The organism is Chitinophaga polysaccharea (genome assembly GCF_007829335.1).
GTDB lineage: Bacteria > Bacteroidota > Bacteroidia > Chitinophagales > Chitinophagaceae > Chitinophaga > Chitinophaga polysaccharea_B.
The window spans coordinates 39,104-52,073 of sequence record NZ_VIWO01000010.1; the positions used below are offsets into that span (position 1 = coordinate 39,104).

Annotated in this window: 11 protein-coding genes; 3 read left to right on the forward strand and 8 right to left on the reverse strand. The window is 48.0% G+C overall.

The genetic code is table 11. From position 1 onward, the window contains the following. Window positions 1-203: 203 nt before the first annotated feature. Both FHW36_RS25900 and FHW36_RS25905 read right to left on the reverse strand, forming a co-directional pair. Window positions 204-506 carry an ABC transporter permease gene (locus tag FHW36_RS25900; protein WP_145673503.1) on the reverse strand — a complete coding sequence of 101 codons (303 nt, stop codon included), beginning with the start codon at window positions 504-506 and terminating at the stop codon, window positions 204-206. Window positions 507-686: 180 nt separating this feature from the next. Next, a complete protein-coding gene (locus FHW36_RS25905; protein WP_145673504.1) occupies window positions 687-2,015 on the reverse strand; it encodes an erythromycin esterase family protein in 1,329 nt (442 codons plus the stop codon). A gap of 125 nt (window positions 2,016-2,140) precedes the next feature. Here FHW36_RS25905 and FHW36_RS25910 point away from each other — a divergent pair, with 125 nt between their 5' ends. Beyond that, complete coding sequence (locus tag FHW36_RS25910) at window positions 2,141-2,794, forward strand: dienelactone hydrolase family protein (RefSeq protein WP_145673505.1); 654 nt, start codon at window positions 2,141-2,143, stop codon at window positions 2,792-2,794. A gap of 1 nt (window position 2,795) precedes the next feature. Next, window positions 2,796-3,428, forward strand: coding sequence for a phosphoribosyltransferase (locus tag FHW36_RS25915; RefSeq protein ID WP_145673506.1), 633 nt, complete (start codon window positions 2,796-2,798; stop codon window positions 3,426-3,428). 11 nt (window positions 3,429-3,439) lie between these two features. Here the strand turns inward: FHW36_RS25915 and FHW36_RS25920 are convergent, their stop codons facing one another. From FHW36_RS25920 to FHW36_RS25935, 4 genes are all read right to left on the reverse strand, one after another. Then, on the reverse strand, window positions 3,440-4,162 hold the full coding sequence (locus FHW36_RS25920; RefSeq protein WP_145673507.1) for a tRNA1(Val) (adenine(37)-N6)-methyltransferase: 723 nt from the start codon (window positions 4,160-4,162) through the stop codon (window positions 3,440-3,442). Window positions 4,163-4,164: 2 nt separating this feature from the next. Continuing rightward, the gene (locus FHW36_RS25925; RefSeq protein WP_145673508.1) at window positions 4,165-6,300 is read right to left on the reverse strand and encodes an alpha-L-fucosidase; all 2,136 of its coding nucleotides are present in this window, start codon (window positions 6,298-6,300) and stop codon (window positions 4,165-4,167) included. A gap of 108 nt (window positions 6,301-6,408) precedes the next feature. Then, on the reverse strand, window positions 6,409-7,404 hold the full coding sequence (tsaD, locus tag FHW36_RS25930) for a tRNA (adenosine(37)-N6)-threonylcarbamoyltransferase complex transferase subunit TsaD (RefSeq protein ID WP_145673510.1): 996 nt from the start codon (window positions 7,402-7,404) through the stop codon (window positions 6,409-6,411). A gap of 77 nt (window positions 7,405-7,481) precedes the next feature. Beyond that, the gene (locus FHW36_RS25935; RefSeq protein ID WP_145673511.1) at window positions 7,482-8,735 is read right to left on the reverse strand and encodes an ABC transporter permease; all 1,254 of its coding nucleotides are present in this window, start codon (window positions 8,733-8,735) and stop codon (window positions 7,482-7,484) included. 102 nt (window positions 8,736-8,837) lie between these two features. Here FHW36_RS25935 and FHW36_RS25940 point away from each other — a divergent pair, with 102 nt between their 5' ends. Then, window positions 8,838-10,421 (forward strand): peptide chain release factor 3, encoded by a 1,584-nt coding sequence (locus FHW36_RS25940; RefSeq protein WP_145673513.1) that lies wholly within the window; start codon window positions 8,838-8,840, stop codon window positions 10,419-10,421. Between the two features lie 69 nt (window positions 10,422-10,490). On the opposite strand, the gene FHW36_RS25945 is transcribed toward FHW36_RS25940, so the two are convergent. Then, entirely contained in the window at window positions 10,491-10,991 is a 501-nt protein-coding gene (locus FHW36_RS25945) for a DUF6265 family protein (protein WP_145673514.1), read from the reverse strand. After that, entirely contained in the window at window positions 10,963-12,885 is a 1,923-nt protein-coding gene (locus tag FHW36_RS25950) for a menaquinone biosynthesis decarboxylase (RefSeq protein WP_145673515.1), read from the reverse strand. Before FHW36_RS25950 ends, FHW36_RS25945 begins: the two co-directional genes overlap by 29 nt. Between the last annotated feature and the right edge of the window lie 85 nt (window positions 12,886-12,970).

Sequence of the window (12,970 nt, forward strand, 5' to 3'; positions counted from 1 at the left end):
GGCTGTTAGCGTAATTCTACGGAAGGTAATAACAACTTAATTCTCACCTTTGTGAGCAAAGTCATAACAATTGTTGATCGCCGTCATTGTTGCAGCTGGTTAAAAGTATCAATATTATACTAATAATTTCTGCAAGTTATGGCGGCCATCTTTGATTTCTATTGCGGTTATACGGGCGCTGGCCCCACTTATTACAGCGTTGGTTATCGCAGGTAAGGTTGTAAAGCATCTGTCATGCCGCCGATTACTTTACCAATGAAAATAGTAGTGCGGGATAACGGTGCAATTAGCACTTCTTTCAGGAAATCTATTTTTTTATCCCATACAATGTACGCGCCATTAAACAGGGAACTGAAGATAATCGTCATAACAAGAAATCCAGGGAAAATGAAATGCCGGTAGGATGTATCGCCAGCCGATGTAATAGCTCCCACACCACTTCCGAAAATGAAATACCAGAATATCGGCAAGAAAATAGCTGATACAATTCTGTTACTCTCATAGATCCTAGTTCAGCGCCCATATTGGAGGACGACATCTGATGAAAAATATTGCGTAAGGCGGTATTATAGTTAGCCTTTGTTTTAACAATGGTAACCATAGATGCTTTTATAGCAAAGAACCAGCATTCACATCAAAAAAAAGATGAGCGGCATCAAATAACCGCATGACCTTTATCATAAACATCAGACGCCGAAGGGGTAGGTTTCGGGCATCTGGGTGCCATCCGGTTTGATATGCAGCGGATGAAGCGCAGTTACATGATCCAGGTAAATAAAAGCATCATAGCGTAAAGGAAGAATGCTGGGCACATAATTGCCATATCGTTCATACTCCGGATGGTAAACAACTCCAATAGCGCGATGCCCTACGGGCACTTCCAAAAACTGGGTATTACGAAGATCGTCCATTAAAAACCATTTATTACAGTCCCCTTCATTTCTAAGCAGATACTCCCAGCTCCCTGTTTGCGCGGGCGGGACGGTCATATTGGCCATTCGGGCGCCCCACCTTTTTCCTGCTATCACATGACCCTGATAAGCACCAAAACCAACAAGCGCGACCTGGTGTTCCCCAAATTTAGCCCTGGCGAGCTCACCTATATTTACCATGCCTTCACTGGCCATATCAGTAGCCCGGGCGTCACCAATATGCGTATTATGCGCCCAGATAATAGCTTTCGACTGCCCCCCATGAAATTGCAGTAACCGTTCCAGGGTTTCTTCCATATGCAGGTCACGGATATTCCAGGAATGAGGCCCCCCTTTTATCATTGCACTATAGTAATTTTCTGCGTGTACTGCCACCAGCGCATTTTGTTCGGTGCTAAAAGCACTTTCATGATCGGTGTCGTAATGCGGGAAGCGTTGCCGTATATCCCGTAAGAGATTCACCACCTCTGTCTTGCATAACTCCGGTACCAGCGCGGTAGCTCTTGCATAACCATGTCCTTCCTCTGTGCGATATGGCTCAAAGCACTGATAGGCTTCTTCTGCTACGCTGACCATGGCCGGATCTTCCTTTCTCAGGTAAGCCAGGATGGCCTCCATACTCTCCCAAAGGCTGTATACATCCAGTCCATAGAATCCAATCTTCTTTTCGACAGACAATGATACATTGTAATTATATAACCATTCTCCGAGGGCTGTAATCTCCCAGTTGGCCCACATCCAGGTAGGCCAGCGGTTAAATGAATGCAGTACATTAAATGCGCTACTCCCGGATTGATCATAATGCTTTATATACCGGTTAAACCGGTAACAATCAGGCCAGTCACCTTCTACTGCAATAAAATTGAAACCTTTTTCTGCAATAAGCCTTTGTGAAATGTAATTACGCCACTTGTAATACTCGTGATTCCCGTGTGAAGCCTCTCCCAACATTACCACACGCGCATGACCAATTTTGTCAATTAAAAGATCAAGGTTCCCTCCCTTGGTAAAAGGATGAGCAGCCCTGTGAAGATCAGCTATAGACACCGTAGTATCAAGAGTATGCTTAAAATAGTGATCCATGACAAAAGGATTTAAAAGTTTTTTATTAAGATAAAAATGTCATCATTTTTATGCTATGATGATAATCACCCCTCTTTATGATAGATATCATTACGACTCGATAATCATTTTTCTACATTTAAATCATGTTGCAATCTTTTTCAAAAACAGTCAAAATACCTGCCGGACAGGTAATGCTGGATGGAGAGCTTACTATCCCGGCGGGAGCTACTGCTATTGTCATTTTTAGCCATGGTAGCGGGAGTAGCAGGTTCAGCCCGCGCAACCAGTCTGTGGCATTAGCATTGCAACAACATGGGTTTGGTACGTTACTATTCGATCTGCTCACTAAAGTGGAAGAAACTGGTTCATATTACACACGTTTCAATATTTCTCTGCTCACCAGCAGGCTCGTCAATACAACAAAATGGCTGTCGGCATTCCAACCTGTCAACCATTCTACCATAGGATATTTTGGCGCCAGTACAGGCGCTGCAGCAGCCCTGGAAGCAGCCAGTGAACTACCTTATGTACAGGCTGTAGTTAGCCGCGGCGGAAGACCTGATCTTGCAGCTACCGCATTGCCTGTTATAACAACGCCTACATTGCTCATAGTAGGCAGCCTGGATCCGGAAGTGCTGGCATTAAATCAACATGCGCTTACGCAGTTGAAAGGTCCTAAAAAATTACTAGTGATACCCGGCGCAGGGCATCTCTTTGAAGAAGGTGATACGCTCCGCCAGGTTGGCATAGCCGCCATTGAATGGTTTGACCAGTATCTTCACCTTAAAAGCACCTGATATGTTTAGCAACAGAATAACTGCAGGCATCCAGCTGGCTCCTTTATTGGATAAATACAAAGGGCAGAATGCCATAGTGCTGGGAGTACCACGAGGCGGGGTGCCCATCGCATATATTATTGCCCAAACCCTGCAGCTGCCATTAAGCCTTACACTTACCAAGAAAATAGGCCATCCCGACAACGAGGAATATGCGGTAGGGGCTGTAAGCCTTACCGACAGTTATATAGTTCCGCATGAAAATGTATCGGATGCTTATCTTCAAAAAACAATCAGGAACGCACGGGCCCGGCTGGCTGAAATGCAAAGGCTATATCTGGGCAACCAGCCTCCGGCCTATGTCACCGGCAAAATTGTTATCATTGTAGATGATGGTATTGCCACTGGCAATACTTTGCTGGCTACCATCAAAATGTTGCGAAAAAAACATCCTGAGAAAATTGTTGTAGCAGCCCCTATCGCTTCTAAAGCTGCGTATGAGCTGCTTCGTCGCACAGCCGATGAAGTAACAGTACTCTATATACCGGAAATATTTATTGGTGTGGGTGCTTTCTATGATGATTTCAGTGAAGTAAGCGACCAGGAAGTAATCAAATATTTGAGAGCAGCCAAAAACTCGGAGGCTACCAATTGATACCCCGACAACTAAAGGTAGAGATAATAAGGCTGCAACAACGCCTTAAACGCAGGCGTATATTTCTTCTCCGCATCATACACCGCCATTTCCGTTACCGCAGTACCTGCTGCCGTTCTTCCGAAAATGCCTACGGCCCTGAAATACCCATGGTTCACACTTTGCCTTATATATAATACCTGGCGCAGATGCAACCCGACTGTCAATGCCAGCTCGCAGAATGTATCAAATACAGCGTAGGGCAACAATACCGACACTTCTCCTGCCGGCGACAGTTGCCGGTCGATCGCTGTTAGCAGATCCCCGTAGGTAAGATTGGTAGCATGCATCGCCTGGTCTTTTTGGGCATGACCGCTCTTCAATGCATTTTCATAAAATGGTGGATTGCTGATAACAAAATCATAGCCTCCGCCAGGCTCCATTTTTCGTATATCCTGCTGCGTTAGGATTAGCCGGTCCGCCCAGGGAGAAGCCGCAAAGTTAGCGGTAGCCTGCTGCGCTGCGCCGGGATCCAGCTCCACGGCGGTAATGGTTGCCGGGCTATGCTGCGCCAGCATCAGGCTCAACAAACCGGTACCGGCGCCTAAATCCAGTATAGCCGGTACCGTAGTAAGTTGGCTTGCCAGGTACTGCGCCGTAAAAGCTCCCTGTATACAGGCATCTGTACACACCTTCATGGCGCAGTGCTCCTGGTGAACAGTAAATTGTTTGAATTGGAAAAATGTATTTGCCATCCTTATTTTGAATCAATCAACAGCGACAGGTTCGGCATACGCAAATTACGATGCCCCGATACCGGGTTCGCCTCTCTTACTTCGCAGGTTTCTACCTTGCCATTTCCACTTACCTGCATATCCAACGGCTGCACATACATGACCTGTGGTACATTGCGGCGGATAGCTACTTCCGACTGTTTGGCAAAACGGCTGTACGCCTTTACCAGCAACTGGTTTTTGCCTTCTTTGAGCGACAACAATACCACTTCATTGGTCACGCCTCCCCTTTCAGGGTTATTATGCAATACCTGCTCTTCTCCGTTCAGATATACCGCAATACCATCTCCACTGGTAAAACCTACCAGGTAGTTACCCGCTTTGGCAGCAGTGATTTCCTGTAACACATATTTGGCAATACTTCTATCGCCGTCAAAGGTAATGAGCGCATCGTTTTTCCAGTCGGGCTGCAGCTTCCAGGGCTGACTGTCCTGGTTAGGCCATGGTTTGGAAGGATCTATTTGTTTTATATCTCCATGTACACCGTCTATACCAGACCAGAAAGGCCCGGCGCTGTACATAGGTCCCCACTGTAAATTGGAGGCATCAGACTGCAGCCGCTGGGCGGTACCACCGTCCAGCAATACCTGATGGGTATTACCATTCAGGGTCAGCTGTATACTGCGGCCTTTCTCCGCATCACTGTATAACAGTTTCAATGCGGCGGGCTTGCCGGCGGTAAACGTCCAGGAATCGCCTACCCGGCTGCGGTAATAGCTTTCATAATCGATACCGGAAAAGCTATACAGCGGAACAGCATTGTACCGGTCCAGTCGGCGGGCATTCAACAGTAAATGCAGCGGCGTGATATGTACCCCTTCTTTACAGGTCAACGCCAGTACCTGAATATCTTTATCCTTTAACTGGAAGCCGGCCGGCAGCTGGATATACGTGTTACCATTTTTGCTGCTGATCTTAGCGGCTATTTTCTTATGCTCTCCCAACAAAGTTACCTGGCCTACTTTACTGCTTAAACCCGGTAACAGGATGCTGCCATTTTCAGGCGTTTGCAACAGGTGCAGGTATAGCTTACCCGGTTTGGTGGTGACTTCTCCCCACGTAAAAGTGGTGTCAAAAGGATTGGCGGAAGCCCCGTAAATAGCTTCTCCATTGCGTTGCAGCCAGGCGCCGTTCAATAGCAATACCTCCTTTTCAAAATCTACCACGGAGCCATCGCCACGGGGACCAATATTCAACAGGTAGTTACCACCGCGGCTCACCACTTTAATCAGCCCCTCCAGTTTCTCGTGCGCCTTATCGGATGCTTTACCATGCTGTTGCCAGCTGCGGTATCCCCAGGTTTCATCATATACGGAAGCAGGCGTTTGCCAGGCCGAAGCGATCTTATAATCGGGATATTGATTATCTCCCATCACACAAAAATCGCCGGCATCATTTCCCAAACGGCCACTCACCATACATCCCGGCTGTAAACGATGTACAATCGCTGCCAGGTCGCGGCTTTGGGCAGCGGTGAGCGAACCCATATCAAACCAGATCTCCGATACCGGCCCGTAGTTGGTCATCAGCTCCGTAACCTGTTTTTTGTTATACTCATGATGCTCAGGGGTAATAGGATCACTGTTACTACTGGAGATGGGATAGGCCTGTGGGAAATGCCAGTCGATCAGCGAAAAATACATCCCGAATTTCAGGCCGTGCCGCTGGCAGGCATCCGATAATTCCTTCAATACATCGCGTTTAAACGGGGTAGCGTCTACCACATTATAGTCGGTATAGGCAGAATGAAACATGCAAAAACCATCATGGTGCTTTGAAGTCATCACCACCGATTTCATGCCGGCAGCTTTTGCCAGCAGCACGATTGAGTCGGCATTCCAATGCTCAGGATGGAACTGTTTAGCTACATCACCGTATACATCGCTGTAAATACCGGCATGTGCCTGAATTTGTTCGCTATAGCCCCGGGTTACCGGCTTTCCTTCCCATACGCCTCCCAGCGTAGAATAGATAGCCCCCCAGTGAATAAACATGGAATATTTCTGGTTTCTCCAGTCGGTATGCGCCGTGGATTCCTGCGCGGAGGCCACCTGGAACATGGTTACCAGCGCCAGTAATGCGATAAAAATTTTCTTCATAGATAAATGTAAGCGTTATAGCCAAACCTAAAGCTAAATCGATTCAGGAACTGAAAGGAATAGGATTTTACCCAAAACTGTTAGCATTTAACCGCGGATACCTTTTCATTAAAATGCGGCTCTCGCCGTAGGCACTGCATCCAGGCCCACGAAATCGCCAGCCAGGTACTTGTAATACGCGGTAATAGCAATCATACCTGCATTGTCGGTACAATATTCAAATTTCGGAATAAAGGTACGCCAGCCATAACGCTCCCCGTATTCAGCCAGCGCCTGGCGCAGGCCACTATTGGCACTCACTCCGCCGGCAATGGCCACATCACGGATACCAGTTTCCTCGGCAGCCTTAATTACTTTATTCAATAAGATACTGATAATACGATGTTGTATGGAGGCACAGATATCTGGCATGTTCTCCACAATAAAGGCAGGATCCTGCTGCTGTAAAAAGTACAGGATGGCCGTCTTTAACCCACTGAAACTGAAGTTCAGCCCGGGGATTTTGGGTTCGGGAAATTTAAACCGGGTAGGGTTGCCGGTTTTAGCATATTTATCGATCAACGGGCCACCGGGATAAGGTAGTCCCAGTATTTTGGCGCTCTTATCGAAAGCCTCGCCGGCAGCGTCGTCCAGCGTTTCGCCAATGACCCGCATCTTCAACGGACTTTCACACAACACGATCTGGGTATGTCCCCCCGATACCGTCAAACATAAAAAAGGGAAATCAGGTTTGGGATCGTCAATAAAATTAGCCAGCACGTGCGCCTGCATGTGATGCACCCCTATCAGCGGGATATCCAGCGCCATGGCCATCGACTTGGCAAAGCAGCTACCCACCAGCAGCGATCCGATCAGGCCCGGCGACTGGGTAAAGGCAATGGCACTCAGCTCCTCCCGCTTTACGCCTGCTGTTTGCAAAGCAATGTCCACTACGGGTACTATATTCTCCTGGTGCGCCCGGGAAGCCAGTTCCGGTACTACCCCGCCATATTGCTCATGTACCTTCTGGTTAGCAATATGATTAGACAACACTTTTCCATCTACAATAACGGCGGCTCCTGTGTCATCACAGGACGATTCTATGGCTAATATTTTAACAGACATAAGCGGCAAATTTAATAAAAAAAGGCGGGAAAACCCCGCCTGTACGCAGCATGCCTGCTGCCAATACCTTTAGCTGATCAATTGCTCCTTATGGCCACCACCGGGTCCAGTTTACTGGCCACCCACGCCGGGATAAAACCGGCCAGCAGGCCTACAATTGCCGATACGCTGACGCCAAAAACCGCCGAGCCCGGGGATAGTATCATCTCAAAACTACCCGACATATTAATAATTACTGTCAGCAAATACACGAGTAATAGTCCCAGCAATCCCCCGAACAAACACAGGCAAATGGCTTCCAGCAGGAACTCCATCAGGATAATCGCCCTGCGCGCGCCAATAGCCTTTTTCAACCCGATAATATTGGTCCGCTCTTTTACGGTCACAAACATAATATTGGCGATCCCGAAAGCCCCTACAATCAAGGCAAACCCCGCAATCAGGATTCCTCCGCCATTGATAGCCGCAAAAAGAGAGTTAAGGTTCTCATTGGCCGAACTAATCTCATTCAGCGCAAAATCATCTTCCTCAGAAGGTTTCAATCGGTGCGCCGCCCGCATAACTCCTCTCAGCTCATCTTTCAGCTGATCCATCGACACGGTGGATTTAGCCTTTACCAGGATATATGGATCTGCATACCGGCGCTCATCCACAATGGTACGGGCAAAACGATAAGGAAGAATAATGGCGTTGTCGTAACCGAGCCCCCCAATCATACTTTCTCCCTTTTTCTTCAACACACCGATCACTTTCACATCCCTTCCTGCTACCTTCACCATCTTACCCAGCGCCGCCTCCGCAGAAGGGAATAAACCATCCCAGACGGTATATCCCAGGATAACTACGTTGGCGCCACTATTGCTTTCACCATTGGCAAAATAGCGGCCGCCCACTATCTGCAGGGTCTGGATCTGGTCAAAATCATGGGTCACAGCCATCATATTCACCCCATCCATGTAATCGTCGCCATACTCCACTTTCTTACCGCCCACTTCAAAATCAAAGGAAGCATAGCTAGCACTCTGCACCTTATCCTGTATAATTTTCAGGTCTTTATACTCAGGCAGCGGACGGTTCATATATTTCCACCATGCATATTCTCCATTTCCGCCCCAGGGCCATTTCTGAAGGTAAATCACATCATCGCCCAGGTCGGCCAGGTCCTTCCTGATATTGTGTTCCAGGCTGCCGGTGAGCGTTAGTACGGCGATGATACAGAAGATACCTATGGTTATACCAAACAATGACAAAAAAGAACGCAGCTTGTTAACCCGCAATTCCTGCATCGCCATCTTAAAACTATTCCATAATATTTTAAGGGTCGCTATCATATTTCAAATGTAACAGATTTATGGCCATGACCGACGCCAATAAACACGAAATATAGCCGGACAAAAAATTTAGTTACCTTTGCTGCCATTTTTCGGATATATATGAAGTACGCTAACGAAATCAATAAAAGAAAATCCTTTGCTATCATCGCTCACCCGGATGCCGGTAAAACCACGCTGACAGAGAAATTCCTCCTGTTTGGCGGGGCTATTCAAACCGCCGGTGCGGTGAAATCCAATAAGATAAAGAAGCACACCACTTCGGATTTCATGGAAATTGAAAGGCAGAGAGGTATCTCCGTAGCCACTTCCGTTATGACCTTCGAATACCGCGATATCCTCGTTAACCTCCTGGATACACCCGGTCACAAGGACTTTGCTGAAGATACCTACCGTACCCTCACCGCAGTGGACAGCGTGGTACTGGTAATCGACTGCGTAAAAGGGGTGGAAGAACAAACCGAAAGACTGATGGAAGTATGCCGCATGCGCGATACGCCTGTCATCATTTTCGTGAATAAAATGGACCGCGATGGTAAGTATCCTTTCGACCTGCTCGACGAGCTGGAAGAAAAACTCAGCATCCGTGTAAGACCGCTCAGCTGGCCTATTAACATGGGCAGCGACTTCAAAGGAGTTTACAACCTTTATGATAAAAGCCTGGTAGCTTTCCAGCCCAATAAAAAAGCCACCGACGAGGATGTAGTGCCCCTCGATGATCTCAGCAGCCGCTACGTGGATGAGCATTTCAACGAAAAAGATGCCGCCCAGCTCCGTGGCGATGTAGAACTCATCGAAGGCGTGTATGATACGTTTAACCGGGAAGATTACCTGGCGGGTAAACTGGCCCCCGTTTTCTTTGGTAGTGCAGTCAACAACTTCGGGGTAAAAGACCTGTTGGATACCTTCGTAGACATTGCGCCTACCCCCCGCGACCGTACCGCTACTACCCGCGAAATAAGTGTACAGGAAGATAAGTTCAGCGGATTTGTATTTAAAATACATGCGAACCTCGATCCCCGCCACCGCGACCGTATCGCCTTCCTTCGCGTTTGCTCCGGTAAATTTGAACGCAACAAGTTTTATCACCATGTTCGTTTAGACAAAGACGTTAGATTCAGCAACCCTTACAGCTTCCTCGCCCGTGAGAAAAACATTGTAGATGATGCTTTCCCCGGCGATGTGGTGGGCTTATTCGATACCGGCAACTTTAAAATCGGCGATACCCTGACGGAAGGTGAAAACTTCTACATTACCGGTATCCCCAGCTTCTCTCCGGAACTGTTCAAGGAGCTGGTAAACAAGGACCCGATGAAAACCAAACAGCTGGAAAAAGGTATCCGTCAGCTTACAGATGAAGGGGTAGCCCAGTTATTTACCCAACATGGTGGTAACCGTAAAATTATTGGTTGCGTAGGTGAACTTCAGTTTGAAGTAATCCAGTACCGCCTGCTTCAGGAATATGGTGCGGCCTGCCAGTTTAATACCCTGCCTTTCTATAAGGCCTGCTGGCTCACCGGTCCTAAAAATAAAATCGAAGACTTCATCCGCTTTAAATCCTCCAACATCGTGGAAGATAAAGACGGTCACCTGGTATACCTGGCCCAGTCTGAATGGTACCTGAATACCGAACGTACCAACAACCCGGATATCCAGTTTAACTTCACTTCTGAAATACACAAATAGAAAAACATAAAAAAGATCGGCGTCCGGGATTCCGGGCGCCGATCTTTTTTATTACGCAATCAGGAATGGCTAGTCTTCCACGATCACATACTGGAAAATATATTCTTCTATAGTCCCATCCCTGGTGCCTTCCACACGGGCATCCAGGTGGCGGGCGTCTTTAAAGCGGTAAGTAATTTTACGGGGAAAGTCGTTACTGAGGTCTTCTGCTACAAAGCCAATGGGCTTCAGTACCCGGAGCCGTAAACGTATAGGCCTGGCCGTAGGTCCGCCTTCGTAAACAGGTATAAAACTGATTTCCCCATTCCTTTGCACCACCTGCATCGATTGCTGCACCGCACTGTCTTTTCCCACCACACGCCAGGTTTTACCGCTCCAGGTAGAGTCGTTTATTTTACTCCAACGTTCTACTATCGTGCTTTTGCGGGTAGACATACGCCAGGTGCCTTCCAGCTTGCTGAGCAGTGGAAAATCGGCGGTGCTTACCTGGCCGGCTGCCCGAAGACTACCAGCCAGTAACAATCCTGCCAGGAGGAGATATTTACTGTTGTACCACCGCTTCTTCGCCATAAATCTGGTGTTTGTATTTAAGAGAAGGCGAGGGAAGAAAGGGGCCCATGCCCAACTCCGCCCATTTGGCATCTACTTTACTGATGGTGGCATCATCTGCTACAATGATATTAGGCCAGTCACGTTCAAAGTTATCCAGCAGCCTGGTTTTCAGCGTACCATCCATGCCAATGCCCCCCACATACTTCCCTGCAATAGCCGATGGCTGGCGTATCACAAAGCTATCGCGCTTAGGGTCCAGGTTATTGCAGAAACGCCACAGCGCCGAGGCCAGGTCGCTAACATCCACGGTATGCTCTACATACAATACCATTTTCACACCTGTCAGCGCCGGTAACGTATATAGCTGTTCATTCAGTTCGCGGATATGAAAAGGGCGGTTCTTTTCTACTGCTACCAGTATACAGGAGATATCCAACGGCAGTAAGCTGCTGTTGATACCCTTTATTTCAGGGAACTGCCGCATAATAGCGGCCGTATCTACTTCCCGCGGCGATGGCGCCTGCAGGAAGGTCGTATCCAGCTCTTCTTCCGATTTCCGGGTACCGTCGATACACATCTTACCGCCGAAGCCCATTTTGGAGCAAGAATGATCCAGTACATCCATAGGCCCCTGGCTCAGGTAGATATCGGTAGCCGGGTTCAGGTGTTGGAAGACATATTGGGCCAGTCGCTTATAGTCATTGATCTTTGTTCCATCGTCGGTAACCACCAGGATCTTGTTAAACATCATCTGCCCGGCGCCCCACATGGCATTCATCACTTTTTGGGCTTGTCCGGCGTAGTCTTTCTTAATCTGGGCAATTACCAGGTTATGAAAGACCCCTTCTACCGGCATTTCCATATCTATGATTTCCGGCACCAGCGTCATTTTAATGGGTGCGAGGAAAATGCGTTCTGTAGCTTTTCCTATCCAGGCATCCTCCTGTGGTGGAATACCCACGATGGTAGACGGATATACGGCATCTTTGCGGTGCGTAACTGCCGTTACATGGAAGCGGGGATACCAGTCGGCCAGGGAATAGTAGCCGGTATGGTCGCCAAAGGGACCTTCCCATATCAGATCTTCCGAAGGGTCTACATACCCTTCAATCACAAAGTCGGCATCGGCAGGAACTTCTATTTCCGGCTGGGTAATACATTTTACCAGTTCTACTTTTTTCTTACGGAGAAAGCCAGCCAGCATGTATTCATCCACGTTTTCAGGGAGCGGCGCAGTAGCAGAATAGGTATATACCGGGTCGCCGCCCAGTACTACGGCAACGGGCATACGCTTATTCAGCTTTTTATATTCCATAAAGTGTTTGGCAGATACTTTATGTTTATGCCAGTGCATACCGGTCATATCTTTTTCAAATACCTGCATCCGGTACATCCCTACGTTGCGGGTGCCGGTCAGCGGGTCTTTGGTATGTATTACGGGAAGTGTAATAAACGGGCCCCCGTCTTTGGGCCAGCAGGTAAGTACAGGCAGCTTGTTCAGGTCAGGATTGGCCATCACCACTTCCTGGCAGCTTCCTTTTCCGCCAATCACTTTGGGCATCCAGGAGGCAAATTGTCCCAGCTTGGGCAGCAGGGCCAGTTTATCCAATATCCCTTCTTTGGGCTTGGAGAGCATTTTAAAGAGGTTTTCAATTTCCCCGGCAACATCGTCCAGTTCCTGTACACCCAGGGCCAGGCACATACGCTTATAACTGCCCATTGCGTTGATCAGTACCGGGAAATCTGTCCCGGTATTTTCGAACAGCAGCGCTTTACCCCCATCGGGCGATTTGCTTACCCGGTCAGTTATTTCCGCGATTTCCAGTCGTGGGTCCACATACGTCTTGATGCGTACCAGTTCATTTGCCTGTTCCAGCGTATCTATAAAGTGTCTGAGATTTTTATATGCCATGATTGATTCGTATTACCAATCAACAAAAGTAACCATCCCGCACCGCAATAAAAAATGCCCCCCACTTAAATAATGGGAGGCATCT

Bases quoted from the DNA above. Each gene is read 5' to 3' on its own strand.
- tsaD (WP_145673510.1), bottom strand. From the start codon at position 7,404: ATGTCTGTTAAAATATTAGCCATAGAATCGTCCTGTGATGACACAGGA.
- FHW36_RS25915 (WP_145673506.1), top strand. From the start codon at position 2,796: ATGTTTAGCAACAGAATAACTGCAGGCATCCAGCTGGCTCCTTTATTG.
- FHW36_RS25905 (WP_145673504.1), bottom strand. From the start codon at position 2,015: ATGGATCACTATTTTAAGCATACTCTTGATACTACGGTGTCTATAGCT.
- FHW36_RS25940 (WP_145673513.1), top strand. From the start codon at position 8,838: ATGAAGTACGCTAACGAAATCAATAAAAGAAAATCCTTTGCTATCATC.
- FHW36_RS25920 (WP_145673507.1), bottom strand. From the start codon at position 4,162: ATGGCAAATACATTTTTCCAATTCAAACAATTTACTGTTCACCAGGAG.
- FHW36_RS25910 (WP_145673505.1), top strand. From the start codon at position 2,141: ATGTTGCAATCTTTTTCAAAAACAGTCAAAATACCTGCCGGACAGGTA.
- FHW36_RS25925 (WP_145673508.1), bottom strand. From the start codon at position 6,300: ATGAAGAAAATTTTTATCGCATTACTGGCGCTGGTAACCATGTTCCAG.
- FHW36_RS25935 (WP_145673511.1), bottom strand. From the start codon at position 8,735: ATGATAGCGACCCTTAAAATATTATGGAATAGTTTTAAGATGGCGATG.
- FHW36_RS25945 (WP_145673514.1), bottom strand. From the start codon at position 10,991: ATGGCGAAGAAGCGGTGGTACAACAGTAAATATCTCCTCCTGGCAGGA.
- FHW36_RS25950 (WP_145673515.1), bottom strand. From the start codon at position 12,885: ATGGCATATAAAAATCTCAGACACTTTATAGATACGCTGGAACAGGCA.